Below are 18,040 nucleotides of genomic sequence, written 5' to 3' on the forward strand. Positions count from 1 at the left end.
GACGGAACCTATCAGTTTTGTGTATCTAGATTACATATGAAAATAATCCACCGAAGGTAGATTAAGTTAATTTTTTCAAATAGTATTTTCTGACAGATAAAGGAAGTAATCAAGAAGATTCTTAAGACTGGTGCTGATAGGCAGAGTCGAACTGCCGACCTCACCCTTACCAAGGGTGCGCTCTACCAACTGAGCTATATCAGCAACACAAGAACTGGAGCGGGCAGCGGGAATCGAACCCGCATCATCAGCTTGGAAGGCTGAGGTAATAGCCATTATACGATGCCCGCGTTAGGAATCTGTTCTTAATCTACCTCTAACCGTCAAGAATAAAGTGGTGGAGGGAGCTGGATTCGAACCAGCGAAGGCTGAGCCGTCAGATTTACAGTCTGATCCCTTTGGCCGCTCGGGAACCCCTCCACGATAATTCTCTACTAATTCACTTTCGGTAAAAGGAAAGTGGTGCCGACTAACCGAGTCGAACGGTTGACCTACTGATTACAAGTCAGTTGCTCTACCAGCTGAGCTAAGTCGGCACTGCTTTAGTACGGGGCGAGATATTAGAGTAAGGTTTATTGGGATGCAACTATAAAATTAAAAAAAATGCGATTTTATTGGTTAAATGTTCAATATTCATGCAAAAGTTGCTTATTTTTCTATTTTTAGCTTGTTTTGCTTAAATTTCGCCAAAAATTTAAGCCTTTCATTACTAATAAAGAATCAAAAATACTACCTTCAAATTGCTGCTGTAATAACGCGCCATAACCACCAGCAAAAACAATTTGTATTGTTTGGGTGCTATTTTTTGCACCTAAATGTAATTTAGCTTGTTCAACTGCGCCTATAGTGGCCACTAGCGCACCATTTTTTAAGCCGTTAGGGGTGTTTTTCCCTAATTGATTCTCAAAGGGGGTTTTTTCGTCATCAAATACTCGTTGGGTGTTTTGTGTCAGCGATGAAGTCATTAAATCGAGCCCAGGTAAAATCCACCCACCTAAATGCTGACCTTCACTGGTTAACACATCAATCGTTGTGGCGGTACCCGCATCAACCACTATGCACGCTTTATTTGGGTGCAATGTAAATCCAGCAATAAGCGCAAGCCATCTGTCTATACCCAGGTTACTTACTTGCTCGTATGCGCAGCTTAATCCTTGAAGTGTTTTAGTTACCGTGGCTTCATAACATGTCACTTGATGCATAGCAGCTTGAGCTAATATTTTATTGAGTAAATCATTTCGACCTACACACGCGTATACAACTTCTGTTATTTTCAGCCAGGGTAACTTATTTAAATCGGCTGGTTGTGCCTGCTCGTTGAACCAAAGCACGGCTTTTAAAGATGTGTTACCTACATCGATGAGTAATCTCATAGCTGTGCCTTTCTCAGTGATATTTCACCGCCATAATAGCTTTTTACTTCGCCGTCTTGGCGAATACGAATCCCTCCTTGAGGGTCAATTCCTTCGCATATTCCTCGCCAACTTCTATGGCCTGTATTTAACTCTACGCACTCACCGGCAAATGCATTAAGCGAATTCCATTGCTCGTGCATTGTGTGTAACCCACTTTTACGATACTGATCTAACCGGTGCTCTAAGTGGTAGGTGAGTGATGCCACCAGCTCGTTTTTATCTAGCTGCTGGGTATGCTGGCTTAGATCAGTCCATGCTTGATCTATGTGTTGACTAAAGTTCTGTGGCATTTGCAAATTAATACCAATTCCTAACACTAACTGACACGGCCCTTGCGGCTGCCCATCTAGCTCCACAAGTACACCAGCAAGTTTTTGTTTATTTAGGTAAATATCATTTGGCCACTTAAGCTCTAACTCTATGTCGTAAAGCGCTTTAATTGTATCGTATACCGCTAATCCGACCGCAATCGACACCCCCATAGCCGCTTGAAGACCATCATCTAAACGCCAAAAATAGCTGTAATAAAGGTTTGCACCAAACGGTGACTGCCACACACGGCCTCGTCGTCCTCGGCCAGCCTGCTGCATTTCAGCCACAATCACGGTACCCGACTCAAGCGCTGTTTTAGCTTGTATCCGCCTCATAAGTTCGGAATTGGTTGAGTCGATTATAGGGTGTACTTCTACGTTCGCTGGCTGTGACTTTAACTGGCTAGTTAATTGATTAAAATGCTGCTGTATTTTGGTTTGATTTAAAAGCCCAGCATGGTTATTTAAGCTATAGCCTTTACCCGTTACTTTAAAAATATCTAAACCCATAACTTGTAAGCTATTTATGTGTTTACTCACTGCCGCGCGACTAATACCGAGCTGCTCACCTAGCGCTTGGCCAGATACAAAACCGGGTTGATTTAACGCATTCAATATAGCGAGTTTATTGCCATCGGGTGCTTTCACTGTGTAACGTCTCCTTGTATGTAGCATTCATCGGTTGTGTTTATTAACCGTACTTCATGCTCAAGCAGTATGTTGTAACGCGAATGCACAACATGCTGAATATGCGTGATCATAGCAATCAAGTCTTTACCTTCACTGTTACCATGATTAACCAATACCAGTGCTTGTTGTCTATGAACCTCAATACCCGCTACGCGATAACCTTTAAGGTTTGCGTTATCGATTAGCCAACCCGCAGCTACCTTATGCTCACTTTGCCCATAGGCGTAATACGGTGCATCAGGAAACTGCTTTAACAACGTTGCTAACTGTTGACTGGTAATTATCGGGTTTTTAAAAAAACTACCCGCATTTGGTAACGTGTATGGATCTGGCAGTTTACTATTACGAGTTTGAATAACGTGCTCAAATACAGCGCGTGGAGTCACGTTTGTTAGCTGTTTTAATGGCCCATAACTCAGTACAGGTTGCCATTGCTTTGGCAATGCTAGCAATACACGTGTGATAACGGCTTTATTTTTTAGTCCATGTTTAAATACAGAGTCGCGGTAGCCAAACTCACATTGCGCGTTAGTCAAACAAACAAGTTTCTTGCTGTGTATGTCAAAGTACTCAACCGACTCTACAAATTTAGAAAGCTCAACACCGTAGGCTCCAATATTTTGTACAGGTGACGCCCCAACTGTACCAGGTATAAGTGCTAAGTTTTCAAGCCCTGGTAAGTTTTTATCAAGCAAGTAACTTACTAATGCGTGCCAATTTTCACCAGCGGCAACGCTTATTAAAGTATCGGTTTCACGGGGTGTAATAGTAATCCCTTTGGTGGCCATTTTAATAACTGTACCGTGGTAATCGTTTAAAAAAATGGTATTACTCCCCTCCCCCAACAAACAAAATGGTGACGAAAAGCTTTGAGTATAAAGTTGCTCAAGGTGAGTAATTTTAACTAAATTTTGGCATTGATTATGTAATGCAAAGGTGTGTAAAGGGTGTAATGCGTACGCCACAAAGCTCTCAAGATAAACCGTTAACTAATCGTAATAGTTTACCTCATCGTCGCAAAATGCGCATCAGATTGTAAAAATTGCTCAACCCACCCAGCCAATCGTGATATAAAACCTGCACTTTTTATTTGTGTTCAGGGTAATTATGAAAATTAAACCTCTCTTTTTAAGCCTCGCTATGGCAGGTATGTGTTCGCAAGCAATGGCGAATGCGGTTGATCAAAACTCATACGCCAATCTTGACGATGTTGTTACAACTCACCTTAGCCTTGATTTAGATGTCGATTTTGACGACAAGCAATTAGAAGGCTTTGTTGAGCATACGCTTAAATGGAATAACAGCAAAAGCAAAACACTAGTGCTTGATACCCGCGATTTAGATATTGATAAAGTAATGTATCAAACACAAACAGGCAGCTGGCACAAAGCTAAATTCACTTTAGCGAATCGTGATGATGTTAAAGGCTCAAAGCTGACTATTGAATTTAAAAGCCAAGCTAAAATAGTGCGTATTTATTATAACAGTCGCCCAGAAGCATCTGGTCTACAATGGTTAACACCTACGCAAACTGCAAGTAAAACGCATCCGTTTATGTATAGCCAATCACAAGCAATTCATGCTCGTAGCTGGTTACCAGTACAAGACACTCCAGCAATGCGTGTAACGTACTCTGCGCGAATCACTACGCCTAAAGATATTCGTGCGGTTATGAGTGCAGACAATAAAGATGCGCTTTATAAAGATGGCGACTACCATTTTGAAATGCCGCAAGCTATTTCGCCATACCTAATTGCCATTGGTGCAGGTAACCTAGAATTTAAAGCAATGTCTCATCAGACGGGTATATTTGCAGAGCCTGAAATTTTAGAAGCCTCTGTTGCTGAGTTTAACGACACGCAAGCCATGATCGATAAAACCAATGCCATGTATGGCGACTATGCTTGGGGCCGTTACGACTTACTCATGCTTCCGCCAAGTTTTCCGTTTGGTGGTATGGAAAATCCACGTTTATCGTTTATTACCCCTACCGTTGTCGCTGGCGATAAAAGCTTAGTTAACCTTATTGCGCATGAGCTTGCTCACTCTTGGTCTGGTAACTTAGTGACTAATGCAACGTGGGAAGATTTATGGTTAAACGAAGGTTTTACCTCATACGTTGAAAACCGCATTATGGAAGAAGTGTTTGGTCGCGACCGTGCCGTTATGGAACAAGCACTCGATGCAGCAGGTCTTCGCGCGCAGCTTAAAACCATTGACGCGCCAGACACACGCCTTAACTTAAAGCTTAATGGTCGTGATCCAGACGATGCGTTTAGCTCGGTACCATACACTAAAGGTCAATTATTCTTGATTTACTTGGAAAACAAGTTTGGTCGTGACAAGTTTGACCCTTTCGTAAAAACTTACTTTGACGAGTTTGCTTTTAAATCGTTAACGACTGCGCAATTTGTTACCTATATTGAAGCTAATTTAATTAACAAGTACCCAGGTATTGTTAGCATGGATAAAATAAACGAGTGGATTTTTGAGCCAGATTTACCAACAGATGCTCCTAACCCTACGTCTGATGCGTTCGATAAGGTCGATACTGCAACTACAGCCTGGTTGCAAGGCGAAAAAACAGCTGCTCAGTTACCTACAGCAAACTGGACCGTACACGAGTGGTTGCACTTTTTAAACAACTTACCACGCGATTTAAGCATTGAAAAAATGACTGAATTAGATGATGAGTTTAACTTAACGCAGTCAACCAACGCAGAACGTGCATTTGCATGGTATATGCTAGCAGTAGGCAACGGTTATCAGCCCATTTACCCTGCACTTGATGCGCATTTATCAGGTATTGGTCGTCGTAAGCTAATTGTGCCGCTGTACAAATCACTTATCACTAACGGTAAGAAAGACTGGGCGCAGAGTGTTTACTTAAAAGCACGTCCGGGGTACCACCCACTCGCTCAAGGCACTATTGACGCATTATTTGAATAATAAATAGTGTAAAGTTAAAAGGGCCAAGTTTGGCCCTTTTTTAATGCTTATCTCAAACAGCTTATTTTGTTACTTTAGCTAAAAACGCTTTGCGCTCAGCAACTGTTGCTTGCTGCCACCAAAAGTCGAGCATTTGCGCCGCACTTGGCATGCCTTTTCCTGTAATGGGTGTAATTGGTTTAATTGGCCTACTTGGCTTTTCTGGACCCGCAGGTGCTTCTCGCATAGTTCTAACAGGCGTTTCGCTAGCAAGTTGGTTATTAGAGACAACACTCAATGGTGCAGCTAATGCACTGCCTTTTGCTTTTAAACTTACCATGGGCGATTGAGCAAATACTTTAGCCGCTACCGCATTTTCAGCACGATTAAATACCAAGGTGTAATCTGTGCCCGCCTCAATCGTAATATCAACCCAAAAAGGCTCTGACTCAACCACCTCATGCATATCGTAATCTTCATCGTATAAGTCGGTATATTTAAGCTTTAGCCGATACGATCCCGGCGCTAACTCTAAATCTTCTACACGGCTAAACAAAGAGCTTTCTATTATTCGCTCACCGACTTGCAACGGTACAAACTCTTCAGGAAAGTGAATATTTTCTGCCATACTCGATACACTAAATAGCAATGCAGCTACACTGCTCATTAACACTGATTTACGCATATTAACTCCTTTGGTTGATTTGAGTTTGACACTGCTTTGAAAATTTGTCATTAGTGAATCTAAATTTCATACCACTTGATAAGGAACACACAATGAGCCAAGAGACTATCTTTACAAAAATAATCAACCGCGAGATCCCAGCAAACATAATTTACGAGGACGAAAATACTCTCGCGTTTGAAGATATAAACCCTCAAGCTCCTTTTCATGTGTTAATTATCCCAAAAATTGCAATTCCTACCATAAATCATATAAATAATGATAATGCATATTTAGTAGGCAACTTATATGTTGTTGCCGCTAAGCTTGCAAAAGAACATAACTTTAGCGATGACGGCTACCGTGTTGTTATGAACTGCAACGATCATGGCGGCCAAACCGTCTATCATATCCATCTTCACATGCTTGCCGGTAAGCAAATGGGGTGGCCTCCTTATCAAGATAACAAAAAAGAAATCGTTTAATTAAGCTCGGTTACTACATACTATGTAAAAGCATGTGTTCCTATAAATTAAAAAATAATTACTTATTTGCAACATTTTATGTTTAAATAATCATAAAATTGTACTTGTTTTTAAGTACGATAGCGGTTTTCTAATACTAAAGATGTGGGAATCGTGATAAACTTAATCAGTCAGCTTTATAAAAGAGTATAAAAACATGAGCAGTTCTGCCTTTTTGTTATTAGATAAAGATCCAATTAATACTATTGGTATTAACGTATTAGAGCCATTGCTAAAAACGCAAGGACTAGACGTAACAACAGGTACTAATATATTGGATACACCTGAAGGGACTCGCTTACTTTTTATTGAAACATCTAGCAATGACGCGTGGGGGAAATTAAAAGAACAACTAGTAAACCTTCGTGTTAAGTGCGATATCATATTATTTAACTTAGATGAAAACCCAGAGCTTGCTAATCGAGCACTACTCAGCGGTATTCGTGGTGTATTTTACACGACCGATAATGCAGATGTGCTAATGAAAGGTATTCGACTCTTATTAGAAGACCAGCTTTGGTATCGTCGCGACATCATGTGTAATGCATTAAATCGCATGTTGCAGTTTAATAAAGACGCACTTCACAAGCTGACAGAGGGCGATATTGAACCTGTCAAACTTACTAAGCGAGAGAAAGCGATTATTTCATTAATGAGTAACGGTTCTAAAAACAAAGAAATTGCTGAAGAACTTAGCATTAGCCCACACACTGTAAAAACTCATCTATACAGCGCATTTAGAAAGACCAAGTGTCGTAACCGCATTGAGCTTTTGTCGTGGGCGCAGCAAAATATACCAGACGAAATTCGCTAAACGCTGACTTCGACTGAAATACACAAACAGACACTTAGGTGTCTGTTTTTGTATTTAATATAAGCGTTTGTTAAGTTTATAAGTTTTAATTAATCTAATCAAAAATCACCTGCTGGAAAACCCATGCTTGACTCATACACTTTATATTTTGCCAGCATAGCCGTTATTGTCGTCATGACTTTTTTGAATATTTTAACTTGGCGAACCAATAAACAAACCCCTGGGACACTGATATACATTTTTTACCCAGTATTGATGCTATGCGCTGTCGTTGCATTTGCGCTTGTAAGTAGCTCACATAATTTACTTGTTATAAATGCAGCGTGTAGCTTAATGTTTGCAGCCTCTGTTGTGCACTGTTTTGCTATTAGTCAATTTTTAGATTATCGCGGACCTGGATTTAAGCTTCTTTGTTCAGTCACCGCATTTAGTGCAATGGTATTTGGTTATTATAGTTTTTTTGATCCTACTTTAGCTGGCCGTGTTATCGCCTCCGACTTACAACATATTTCAGAAGCCTTGTTTTTACTGTTTATATTTATAAAGTACGCCCGTAAACCTTACCCCAACGGCAGTATTGTATACATCACAATTTTAACACTCGTGGTGTTAGCCTTTATTGCGCGCTCACTTTTTATGAATGACATTGAGCAAAAAGATCTCGTCTCAAGCAGTTGGTTTAGCACTGTATTATTTTTAAATGGCATCATTGCACCTATGTTCTATGCCGCTGGTATGGCACTGTTATGTAATGAACGCCGAGAGCATCACCTTAATACGCTCGCCGATAAAGCGCAGAAAGATTTAGAAATACGAGGGCTATTTTTATCGACTATTAGTCACGAAATACGTACACCACTCAATGGTATTTTAGGTAGTGCACAATTGGTCATGAACCAAACAAGCGATACGCATAGTAAGGCCTATTGCGAAGCAATTATTAATTCTGCCGAATCACTAAACCTACTGGTCGATAAAGTACTTGAATATGCGAGTCTAGACCAAAGTGACGAAGCCCTTTATGAAGAAGATATTGAATTTAAAACATGGCTAAATAACTTATGCTTATTGCTCAGCCCATTAGCAGAACAAAAACAGCTTAAATTTGAGCTTATATGTAATATTCCTGAACAAGCATGCTACTACTGTGACCAACAAAAGCTTCGACAAATAATTATTAACTTAGTTGGTAATGCTATTAAATTTACTGACCGTGGCGTGGTAAAAATTCAGGTTGATTTGATTTTAGAAAAACAACTAGAACACACTATACAAGTGAGTGTTAAGGATTCAGGCCCGGGTATTGAAAACGATGAAATTGCATACTTAACCGAGCCCTATGTACAAAGTAGTGCAGGTAAAGAAAAAGGTGGCACCGGCCTTGGACTTGCAATTACAAGCCGCTTATTAGAAAAACTCGGTAGTCGCCTTGAGATTTCTAGCGAACTGGGTATTGGTAGTGTGTTTAGCTTTACGATTACTTTTGCGCTGGGTGAGTTAAGTCTTGTAGAGCAACGCCATCAAACAAAAGATTATTTAACAGGGCTTGATGTTCTTTTAGTGGAAGATTTAGACCTAAACCAAAAAATTGCTATTGAGTTTATGGCCGACGACGAACACAAAATTAAGCTCGCTAAAGACGGTAAGAGTGCCATTGAGTTAATGCAAGCTCATCATTTTGACGTCGTCTTACTTGATATGAATCTACCCGATTTAACAGGCCAAGAAGTTCTTAAACGCCTTAAACGCCTTGGTCACAAAAACCAGCGTACACCAGTACTCGCCTTTACTGCGAGTTTAAGCCCTGATGAAGTTAAAGAGTATTTAGCGTTGGGTATAAAAGACATTGTTGGTAAGCCAATAAAACACCAAAAACTGCGCCAGGCATTAAGCGATTCTCAATCAAATCAAACCACAAATATTGCAGTAGAGCTTATAGATACCCTGTATGATAAAACGGCTATTGAAACACTCGCCAGCTCGTTTAGTGAGGATGAGGTATCATCTATTTATAATGAGTTTGTCCTCTCTGCTCGTAATAAGCTGATACGCTGCCAAGATTTAATAGACCAGCATCCTGAACAGTGCATTAAACTTTTACACCGCCAAGCGAGTACTGCATTGCAATTAGGGTTTAATCGTTACGGTATGGAACTTAAAAAAATTGAGCGCCGCCTACTCGACAATAAGCCTCATAACGGCATGCTTGATGAGGCACTCGATCTTTGGCAACGCAGCCTTGAGAGGTACTTAAAATTTGTACGTAGTGAATTAGGTTAAGGCGGTTTACTTTTAAAAGTAAAGCAGCTTAATACCTTCCGTACATATCATTAAATCGCTCAATGTCATTTTCATCAAGTATGGCACCCGTTTGTACCTCAATAACAATTAACGGCACTTGCTGGTTATTCGTTAAGCTATGCAGTTGTTTAGCGGCAATATAACAAGATTGATCTTGGGTGAGCGTTAATACTTGATCGTCAATACGCACATCTGCCCCCCCAGATACAACAACCCAATGCTCTGCACGATGCTGATGACGCTGCGTTGAGAGCTTAGCGCCAGTATTTACAGTTATTTTTTTTACTTTAAAACCAGCGCCCGCAACTAATGTGTGATAGCTACCCCAAGGGCGGTACACTACTCGATGATGATTAAGCTTATCACTGTGCCCTAGTGCTAATTTTTTTAATAGTAAAGGTAACTCATCAAGCTCTTTTTTATTTGCAACCAGTGTGGCATCGTGGGTGTGGATAATAGCCAAATCACTTACGCCAAGCGTAGCCACCGTATGGTCGTTTTCACTTATAACAAAATTATTGGTACTGTTTTGTGTAGTATGATTTTCGCTTTTGTTATTGCCATAACTATCTTTTTTGCTCAGGCTGGCAAGCGCACTAAAGCTGCCCACATCATTCCATTGAAGTGCTACAGGCATAACAGCAACATTGTTACTACGCTCTAAAATAGCGTAATCAATTGAGTCACTAGGGCAAAGCTCAAGCGGTTTACTATCGGGCCTAGTAAAACCTAAGTCATGTGAAAAATGAGAAGCCACTTTGACGCTGTGCGCAATTTTTGGTGCGAAGCGTTCCAGTTCATCCAAATAGGCTTGTGGTGTAAATAAAAACATCCCACTATTCCAGCTATACCCCCCTTCAGCTATATAACGCTCAGCGGTGGCTAAGTTTGGCTTTTCTTTAAATTCAGCGACTTCAAAACAGTTTGAGCCTGAAATTTTACTGCCTTGCTTTATATACCCAAACCCTGTGTGGGCCAATGAAGGTGTAATTGAAAAAGTAACTAACTTTCCTTGCTCTGCCAGTATTACAGCATCGTTTATTTGTGATGTTAGCGGAGAAAAATCCTTTATATGATGATCAGCAGGCATCACCAACATAGGGCCTTTAAGCCCACTTTGAATTGCGTAATGGGCAGCAAGTGCAATAGCAGGAGCCGTATTTTTACCTGTAGGCTCAAGTATCACCCCAAACACATTAGCTGCACTACTTTGATCTTTAGCAATAAATCGGTGCTGTTCATTACACACTAAAATTGGCTGTGAAAACTCAGCCCCTGAGACGCGATTTAATGTATTTTGCAATAATGAGTTTTCATTATTCAATAGTGGCAAAAATTGCTTAGGCATTGCTTGGCGTGACAAAGGCCACAACCTAGAGCCAATACCACCAGCTAAAATAACAGGAGTGATTAAAGTGTTCATATTGTTAATTGGCCGCCAATCAATGTAATAGCGCCTATTTTAACACTTAATGTATTTAGTGCTATGTGAAGATGATTTAAGTCAGAGTAAACGTATCGGCATCTAAATAAGCAGGGAAAGCCGCTTTAAAGGCCTCCAAATGTTTTTTTTCAAGCCTCACTGTTACTAGCTGCTCTGTGTTATCGGCCGCCTTAGCTAATACCTCTCCCTTAAAGTTATAAACTGCGGTGCCACCAGTGTGGGCAACACCATTGCCATCGTCGCCTATACGGTTAACCCCTACCACATAACATAAATTTTCTATTGCACGAGCTGCTAATAGTGTATCCCAAACAGGCCGTCGCACCGCTGGCCAATTTGCTACATTTACCATTATGTCGTAGTCATTTTTATTGCGCTGAAACACCGGAAAACGCAGGTCATAGCACACTTGAGGCAGTAGTTTAAAGCCATTAATTTCAAACACTTTTCGATCATTTCCTGCTATTACATGGTCTCCCTCATTACCTAAGCGAAATAAATGGCGTTTATCGTAATAGCTCACTTCACCACATGGTTTTACCCAATAAAAGCGGTTGGCTTTTTTATTACCTTGCGCCACCAGCACCGACCCAGCAATCACTGCATCATGTTTTTTTGCTTGTTGTTTTAACCATGTAAGCACTAGGCCATTTTCTGGCTCCGCGCAGTCAAGATTTATAGCGAAACCAGTGGCAAATGTTTCAGGTAACAAAATAAGGTCAGGGTTTTCTATTAGCGCCTCGAGCTGCTTATCAAGCATCGCTAAATTAGCGCTTTTATCAAGCCAGTGAAGAGAGCTTTGTACTAATGTAAGCGTTAAAGTTGACATAAAATATGGGCTGCCTCTTTTAGGGTTTCATCATTTTTTGCAAAACATAAGCGAATAACTTTATCGCCCGGTGGCGTTTGATAAAAAACACTTAAAGGTATTGCCGCAACACCTGCTTGCTCAACTAGCCAATGGCAAAATTCAACATCGTTTAAATCAGATACATCACTATAATCTAACAATAAAAAGTAGGTTCCTTGACTTGGTAAAATTGTAAATCGACTTCCATGTAAATGACGTATAAGTAAATTACGCTTTTGTTGATAAAAATCACTGAGCGAATCTACATGATCGCCTTGTTGTTCTAACATGTCGGCCAATGCATGCTGAGCTGGTGTAAAGCTAGAAAAGGTGACATATTGATGAATCTTTCTAAACTCACCTGACAAGTCATCAGGGGCAATGCAGTAACCCATCTTCCACCCTGTGCAATGAAATGTTTTACCAAAGCTCGAAATAACAAAACTTTTAGCTAATAATTCGTGATCACGTAATACACTTAAATGTAGTTGCTCATCAAAAGTAATGTGCTCATATACCTCATCGCTAATAACATAAAGGTTGTAAGTACCAACCAACCTTTTAAGTTCTATAATATCGTGATGTGTAAATATTTTAGCGCTTGGGTTGTGGGGCGTATTTATAATAATAGCGCGTGTTTTTTTTGTGATTTTTTGCTCTACCTTATGCCAATCAATCGTAAAGTCTGGCGCATTTAAAGCAAAATGTACTGACCTCCCACCAGCAAGCTCAATTGCTGGCTTATAGGAGTCGTAAGCAGGATCAAATACAATGACCTCGTCGTTTGGGCGAACTACTGTTTGAATGGCAACAAAAAGTGCCTCGGTTGCCCCTGATGTGATGGTTATTTGCTTGGCAGCATTAAGCTCTGTAGCGTATTTATTTTGTACCAAATTTGCAATTTGCTGCTGTAATTTAGGCACACCACTTGAAGGAGAATATTGATTAACACCATGTCGAACATAATGAGTGATCTGACTTTTTAAAAAGTTTGGAGTGTCGAATTCCGGAAACCCCTGCGAAAGGTTAAGTGCAGAGAACTGATTCGCCAACTCACTCATTTGACTAAATATACTCACACCAACGTCAGGTAATTTACTATTGAACACGCGCTTTCCTTACTTCATTTTTAGAACCACTCAAAATAAACACGCACCTATAACATCTGTTTATTTTTAAGCTATTTATAATTTTCGTAAATTTTATCTAATGGCTCCGAAAGGCCACTTTCTTGAACTATGCGCACATGCTCACGTTTAAGCTCTCGCGCGCTTGGTACGCCACATGAGTGAGCAATGAGCCCCGCGCCGTAATGAATATACTTGTTGTAATTAGCCACTCGCTGCGATTTATCAGCAACGTTTAAACCGCGCTGCAGGCGTTCGTTATGAGTAGTAATACCAGTAGGGCAAGAATCTTTGTTACATTGCATTGATTGAATACACCCTAATGCAAACATATGTCCGCGAGCCGACACAACAAAATCAGCCCCAAGCGCTAACGCCCAAGCAACTTTCGAAGGCACAATAAGCTTACCCGAAACAATGATTTTAACGCGATCTCTCAGTCCGTGTTTTTCAAGCATATTGACTACTAGCGGTAAACTTTCACGAAGCGGTAATCCCACAGAATCCATTAAGGGCTGAGGAGCAGCACCGGTTCCACCGTCGGCACTATCAATAGTAATAAAGTCAGGAGCTGACTCTATACCACGGTGATTTATTTCAGCAAATAAGGTTTCTAACCAGCCATACGCACCAATAACGGCCTTAAAGCCAGTTGGTTTACCTGTAGTATTTCGTACCGTTGCAATCATATCGAGAATATCACTGGGGTTTTTAATTTCAGGGTGCCCATTTGGACTAATAGAATCTTCCCCCTCAGGAATACCGCGTATTTTTGCTATTTCAGCATTCACTTTGCGCCCAGGAAGCATGCCTCCCTTACCGGGTTTAGCGCCTTGGCTCATTTTAAGCTCAAACATTTTAACCTGCTCGTGTGCTGCAATCTGTTTGAGTTTTTCGATACTTAGCTGGCCATTTTCATCGCGTACCCCGTATTTAGCAGTACCAATTTGAAAAACTAAATCTGCGCCCCCTTCAAGGTGATAAGGGCTCAAGCCACCTTCACCCGTGTTCATCCAACAGCCTGCGAGCTTTGCTCCTCTAGAAAGAGCACGCACAGCGGGTTTAGACAGCGCACCAAAGCTCATTCCTGATACATTAAATAACGAATTGGTTGAATAAGGTGTTTGGCAATAGGGCCCAAGCGTTACCTCACTTGGCGCAAGCGCTTCTTCATCAAGCGTAGGGAAGGCGCAGTTCATAAACATTACTGTACCTGTGACCTCTAAGCTTTGTGTAGATCCAAATGCCGCGGTACGGTCTACATTTTTTGCAGCGCGATAAATCCAACTACGTTCGGCACGATTAAAAGGCATTTCTTCCCTGTCGAGGGCAAAAAAGTATTGTCTAAAAAACTCGCCTTGACGTTCAAAAAAATACCTAAAGCGTCCAATTACAGGATAATTTCGTCTAATTGCATGCTTTGTTTGTGTAACATCGCGGATATAAAAAACAGCCACAATTAAAACTAATAAGCCTAAAAAAACAATAAATAGACTCGCAAATACGTCAATACTAAACATTATAAAGTTGTTCATTGGTGACCCGCTGCTGTAAAAATAAAAAAAGTGCTATGTCCAACATGACATAACACTTTTATGCATTCAAGAATTAACCATTTGTAGGCTAACTCTTCTGTTTGGCTAACTCTTCATTAATATATAAACGTACTTGCGCCTCTAAAACAGATAAAGGGACAGAGCCATGGCGTAATACCTGATGATGGAACTCCCTAATATCAAAACTTTGCCCAAGAGCTTGCTCAGCCTCTTTACGTAAACGTTTAATCGTGAGCTCACCAATTTTGTATGACAGTGCTTGGCCAGGCCAAGTTATATAGCGATCGGTTTCGGTTTTCACATTGTGTAACGACAACGCTGTATTTTCGCTCATAAACTGCATAGCGCGCTCCCTGCTCCAACCATACATGTGCATACCGGTGTCTACCACTAAACGAGCAGCTCGCCACATTTCGTAAGTTAAACGACCAAATCGGCTATATGGACTTTGATAAAAGCCCGCTTCAATGCCTAAGTACTCAGAGTAAAGCCCCCAACCTTCACCGAATGCCGATAAATACGCATCTCGGCGATAGCTTGGTAGGGTTTCTAGTTCTGCATTCAATGATATTTGTAGATGATGACCAGGTACCGCTTCGTGCAAAGTGAGCGCTTCTAATACATACAGTGGGCGTTTATCAAGTGCGTACGTATTCACCCAATAATAGCCAGCCTCATCATCTCTATTTGACCCAGAGTAGCGACCCGTTGTGTATTTGGGCGCTATGTTCGCGGGTACCGGCGCAACACCATACGGTTTACGAGGTAAGGTATGAAACAGCTTAGGCAGTTGTGCGTCCATTTTTTTTGCTATGTATGCTGCTTCTTTAAGTAGTTGCTCTGGTGTGGTTGCATAAAATTGTGGATCGGTTCGTAAAAAGTGAATGAACTCTGCAAATGTTCCCTCAAACTCGACTTCTTTTATAATAGCTTCCATTTCGCCGCGAATGCGTGCAACTTCCTTTAACCCCAGCTCGTGTATTTCTTTAGGGGTCATTTCGGTAGTGGTGTAATATTTAGCCCTATTCTTATAAAACGACTCGCCGTTTGGCGTATTTGAAATACCTATCGAAGTGCGCGCACCAGGGCGATACACCTGTGTAAAAAAAGCTAAATAATTTTTATATGCTTCAATTACTTTATCTTTTATTACCGACTGCGCCTGTTGCTGAAGTGATTTAAATTCACTCTCTGGCAAGCCTGCGTTATTTTTTAAAAAAGGTTTATAAAATTCAGACGTTGTAACATCCTCAACTATATAAGCTGATATTGATTCTTCGTATCCTTCAAGCACCGCTTTAGGTTGCGTTAAACCTGTTTCAAGACCTTTTTTCATCCAATAAATATTTTGTTCAAAAAAGCGAGGAACCTGAGCCAAACGTGCTAAATAAGTTTGATAATTTTGCAGCGTTTTATATTGGCTGCTGTTTACAATATATGATAAGCCAGAATGAAAACCGTACTCAGAAGTTAGCGGCATGTAATGAGTATTAAATACATATTCGTCAACACTGTTTTGTACTTGCGCCCGAATAATACTGAAGTTTATTTGGTTTTCATCACTGAGTGACGCTGCATCTATGGCGTCTAGCTCAGCCAAGAACTGAGTTTTTTTATTGTATTGTTGCTCTAAAAACTCAGGCGATAGGTTCGCTAACAAATAACCATTAACACCCTCAATGTTGCCGTAAGGGTTGAAACTTTGTCGGTAATCAACAATGCTATCTGCAACCGCTGTAAACTGACTATCGGCGTTATAGTTTGTGGTTTGACAGGCACTTAAAGTACATAAAAGCGTCATGCTGATAAGTGTATTGCGGATTGGCTTAAGTAATAAATTATTCGTCATAATAAAATTTAGTCAGATAATGAATTTCACAAAGCTATCTCAGACTCAGTAAATAGCAAGTAAATGAGACAAGTATCGTTTATGATAACGCCCTACCTGGCTTAAAGCTTATTCAATAAAAGGGCGCAAGCTATGGTAGCAGCATAGAGCTATTACACTGCGTTATAAGGCTCATTTGCAATAGCGTCTCTTTATAACATGCCTTTATCTTTATACTAAACCAACCACTATAAGATGAAGCTTTAAATAAAAAACAACTCTAAAAGTACAGTTTTAAAAGTGTTTATTGAACGATAAACCATATTAAATGAGTTAAAAACAAGCCTAATTGATGAGAAAAGCAGCTATTAAGCGACTAAAGTAAAATTTAAGTTCCCTTGGCCCTATTTTTGCTTTTTAATAGCAGTTATAACAAATACAGTAGTAAAAAATAATAAAAAAGCTTGGACGCACAATCGACTCATGGAATGAAATTATAAATTAAGCATTGATGCGTACTTAGTTGGTATTAAATAATGATGTTCCATGATTCCATGGCTATTGCTCAAGAGAAAATGACTCAAGTGTGTATGTTCTTAGAACGCTATGCACTGCCGCCAACGCCCCTGAACTTTCAAGTTGTTTACACCTACGTTAGCCAAGCAAATTTAAAATTAAATAAAACATTAGATCGCGCTATTTCTACCGATGAAAACATTGATGGCGTATTAATAGAGCAACTTTACTTTGAATTTTTAAATGTCGGACACAATACGCAAGTGTCGATGATTCAAAACGTAGACGGCGTTATTACTTCATTGTCTAACAATGCGCAAAATACAGAAAAACAAATCAGTCGTTTTGCAGATCAAGTGAGTGAATGTGTTCATTCGCTTGACGAAAACAATATAGAACAAAGCCGCCAAGCACTTAACAAACTTGATAAGCAAACTGCTGAGTTACTCGCTCAACATAAAAAGTTTAAGCAAGAGCTAACGAGAGCAAAAAAACTACACGAAAGAACACAAAAGCAACTTTCTCAACTTCGTAAGCAACACATTATAGATAGTCAAACTGGCTTATTTAAACGCCATTACTTAACCCAACAAACTGAATTATGGGCGACTCAAGACAAGTCTATTTGCGCCATTGCCATTCAAATCGATAATTTAGCGCATTTTGTTGATAACTTTGGCGATATTATTGGTGAAGTGATTTTAAATAAAGTTGCTAAACAAGTTCAAAAGTATGTAATGCAAAGTGGTTTACCGGGGCGTACCGCTAAAGATCAATTTACTGTTTTATTAGCTGACATTGACCCTGAAACAGCGATTCTCATTGCTGAAAAAGTTCGTAAAGGTGTAGAAAAGCTGCGGTTTGTAAGCTCAAAAAGTGGCGCAAAACTACCTAGTATTAATTTATCATTAGGTATTGCCCAGCATCAGCAAAAAGAAGACTTTAACCAACTGGCTAAAAAAGCATCCCATGCGGCATTTAAAGCCCGCTCTCTTGGTCAAAGCAGTTTTACCGCCGGCCAATAAAACACCTGATAAATCATATTCAAATTGCACCTTTGGTGCACAATAAA

The 18,040-nt window shown here is 40.2% G+C and carries 14 protein-coding genes and 4 tRNA genes; 5 read left to right on the forward strand and 13 right to left on the reverse strand.

Annotated elements, in window-relative coordinates; genetic code table 11:
- Positions 1–128: 128 nt before the first annotated feature.
- From ACFI34_RS16455 to murB, 7 genes are all read right to left on the reverse strand, one after another.
- Positions 129–204 (reverse strand) — tRNA-Thr (locus tag ACFI34_RS16455).
- Positions 205–215: 11 nt separating this feature from the next.
- A tRNA-Gly gene (locus ACFI34_RS16460) sits at positions 216–290 on the reverse strand.
- A 45-nt stretch (positions 291–335) separates the two neighbouring features.
- A tRNA-Tyr gene (locus tag ACFI34_RS16465) sits at positions 336–420 on the reverse strand.
- 40 nt (positions 421–460) lie between these two features.
- Positions 461–536 (reverse strand) — tRNA-Thr (locus ACFI34_RS16470).
- Between the two features lie 126 nt (positions 537–662).
- Complete coding sequence (locus ACFI34_RS16475) at positions 663–1,373, reverse strand: type III pantothenate kinase (protein WP_462674268.1); 711 nt, start codon at positions 1,371–1,373, stop codon at positions 663–665.
- Positions 1,370–2,374, reverse strand: a complete 1,005-nt coding sequence (birA, locus tag ACFI34_RS16480) for a bifunctional biotin--[acetyl-CoA-carboxylase] ligase/biotin operon repressor BirA (RefSeq protein WP_462674269.1) — start codon at positions 2,372–2,374, stop codon at positions 1,370–1,372. The genes ACFI34_RS16475 and birA overlap by 4 nt, the downstream gene beginning before the upstream one ends.
- Positions 2,371–3,381, reverse strand: a complete 1,011-nt coding sequence (gene murB / locus ACFI34_RS16485; protein WP_462674270.1) for a UDP-N-acetylmuramate dehydrogenase — start codon at positions 3,379–3,381, stop codon at positions 2,371–2,373. The genes birA and murB overlap by 4 nt, the downstream gene beginning before the upstream one ends.
- Positions 3,382–3,523: 142 nt before the next feature.
- On the opposite strand from murB, the gene ACFI34_RS16490 reads away from it, so the two are divergent.
- Positions 3,524–5,365 carry a M1 family metallopeptidase gene (locus tag ACFI34_RS16490; RefSeq protein WP_462674271.1) on the forward strand — a complete coding sequence of 614 codons (1,842 nt, stop codon included), beginning with the start codon at positions 3,524–3,526 and terminating at the stop codon, positions 5,363–5,365.
- Between the two features lie 61 nt (positions 5,366–5,426).
- On the opposite strand, the gene ACFI34_RS16495 is transcribed toward ACFI34_RS16490, so the two are convergent.
- Positions 5,427–6,029, reverse strand: a complete 603-nt coding sequence (locus ACFI34_RS16495) for a DUF2057 domain-containing protein (protein ID WP_462674272.1) — start codon at positions 6,027–6,029, stop codon at positions 5,427–5,429.
- A gap of 92 nt (positions 6,030–6,121) precedes the next feature.
- Between ACFI34_RS16495 and ACFI34_RS16500 the strand changes: the two genes are divergently transcribed.
- The 3 genes from ACFI34_RS16500 to ACFI34_RS16510 all read left to right on the forward strand — a co-directional run bounded on the left by ACFI34_RS16500 (position 6,122) and on the right by ACFI34_RS16510 (position 9,626).
- Positions 6,122–6,493: a histidine triad nucleotide-binding protein gene (locus tag ACFI34_RS16500; protein ID WP_462674273.1), complete on the forward strand. Its 372-nt coding sequence runs from the start codon at positions 6,122–6,124 to the stop codon at positions 6,491–6,493.
- Between the two features lie 196 nt (positions 6,494–6,689).
- A complete protein-coding gene (locus ACFI34_RS16505; protein ID WP_008132268.1) occupies positions 6,690–7,346 on the forward strand; it encodes a helix-turn-helix transcriptional regulator in 657 nt (218 codons plus the stop codon).
- 123 nt (positions 7,347–7,469) lie between these two features.
- Complete coding sequence (locus tag ACFI34_RS16510) at positions 7,470–9,626, forward strand: ATP-binding protein (RefSeq protein WP_462674274.1); 2,157 nt, start codon at positions 7,470–7,472, stop codon at positions 9,624–9,626.
- A gap of 28 nt (positions 9,627–9,654) precedes the next feature.
- Here the strand turns inward: ACFI34_RS16510 and ACFI34_RS16515 are convergent, their stop codons facing one another.
- The 5 genes from ACFI34_RS16515 to ACFI34_RS16535 all read right to left on the reverse strand — a co-directional run bounded on the left by ACFI34_RS16515 (position 9,655) and on the right by ACFI34_RS16535 (position 16,473).
- Positions 9,655–11,070 (reverse strand): mannose-1-phosphate guanylyltransferase/mannose-6-phosphate isomerase, encoded by a 1,416-nt coding sequence (locus ACFI34_RS16515; protein WP_462674275.1) that lies wholly within the window; start codon positions 11,068–11,070, stop codon positions 9,655–9,657.
- A 76-nt stretch (positions 11,071–11,146) separates the two neighbouring features.
- Positions 11,147–11,920 (reverse strand): amidohydrolase, encoded by a 774-nt coding sequence (locus ACFI34_RS16520; RefSeq protein WP_462674276.1) that lies wholly within the window; start codon positions 11,918–11,920, stop codon positions 11,147–11,149.
- Complete coding sequence (locus tag ACFI34_RS16525) at positions 11,908–13,050, reverse strand: methionine aminotransferase (RefSeq protein WP_462674277.1); 1,143 nt, start codon at positions 13,048–13,050, stop codon at positions 11,908–11,910. The genes ACFI34_RS16520 and ACFI34_RS16525 overlap by 13 nt, the downstream gene beginning before the upstream one ends.
- A 71-nt stretch (positions 13,051–13,121) precedes the next feature.
- Positions 13,122–14,603: an FMN-binding glutamate synthase family protein gene (locus ACFI34_RS16530; RefSeq protein WP_462674278.1), complete on the reverse strand. Its 1,482-nt coding sequence runs from the start codon at positions 14,601–14,603 to the stop codon at positions 13,122–13,124.
- An 88-nt stretch (positions 14,604–14,691) separates the two neighbouring features.
- Positions 14,692–16,473 (reverse strand): DUF885 domain-containing protein, encoded by a 1,782-nt coding sequence (locus tag ACFI34_RS16535; RefSeq protein WP_462674279.1) that lies wholly within the window; start codon positions 16,471–16,473, stop codon positions 14,692–14,694.
- A 533-nt stretch (positions 16,474–17,006) separates the two neighbouring features.
- On the opposite strand from ACFI34_RS16535, the gene ACFI34_RS16540 reads away from it, so the two are divergent.
- Positions 17,007–17,993, forward strand: a complete 987-nt coding sequence (locus tag ACFI34_RS16540; protein ID WP_006793865.1) for a GGDEF domain-containing protein — start codon at positions 17,007–17,009, stop codon at positions 17,991–17,993.
- Positions 17,994–18,040 lie beyond the last annotated feature (47 nt).

It is taken from the genome of Pseudoalteromonas sp. PSi26 (assembly GCF_054960575.1).

Bases quoted from the DNA above. Each gene is read 5' to 3' on its own strand.
- ACFI34_RS16475 (WP_462674268.1), bottom strand. From the start codon at position 1,373: ATGAGATTACTCATCGATGTAGGTAACACATCTTTAAAAGCCGTGCTT.
- ACFI34_RS16490 (WP_462674271.1), top strand. From the start codon at position 3,524: ATGAAAATTAAACCTCTCTTTTTAAGCCTCGCTATGGCAGGTATGTGT.
- ACFI34_RS16495 (WP_462674272.1), bottom strand. From the start codon at position 6,029: ATGCGTAAATCAGTGTTAATGAGCAGTGTAGCTGCATTGCTATTTAGT.
- ACFI34_RS16500 (WP_462674273.1), top strand. From the start codon at position 6,122: ATGAGCCAAGAGACTATCTTTACAAAAATAATCAACCGCGAGATCCCA.
- ACFI34_RS16505 (WP_008132268.1), top strand. From the start codon at position 6,690: ATGAGCAGTTCTGCCTTTTTGTTATTAGATAAAGATCCAATTAATACT.
- ACFI34_RS16510 (WP_462674274.1), top strand. From the start codon at position 7,470: ATGCTTGACTCATACACTTTATATTTTGCCAGCATAGCCGTTATTGTC.
- ACFI34_RS16515 (WP_462674275.1), bottom strand. From the start codon at position 11,070: ATGAACACTTTAATCACTCCTGTTATTTTAGCTGGTGGTATTGGCTCT.
- ACFI34_RS16520 (WP_462674276.1), bottom strand. From the start codon at position 11,920: ATGTCAACTTTAACGCTTACATTAGTACAAAGCTCTCTTCACTGGCTT.
- ACFI34_RS16530 (WP_462674278.1), bottom strand. From the start codon at position 14,603: ATGAACAACTTTATAATGTTTAGTATTGACGTATTTGCGAGTCTATTT.
- ACFI34_RS16535 (WP_462674279.1), bottom strand. From the start codon at position 16,473: ATGACGAATAATTTATTACTTAAGCCAATCCGCAATACACTTATCAGC.
- ACFI34_RS16540 (WP_006793865.1), top strand. From the start codon at position 17,007: ATGGCTATTGCTCAAGAGAAAATGACTCAAGTGTGTATGTTCTTAGAA.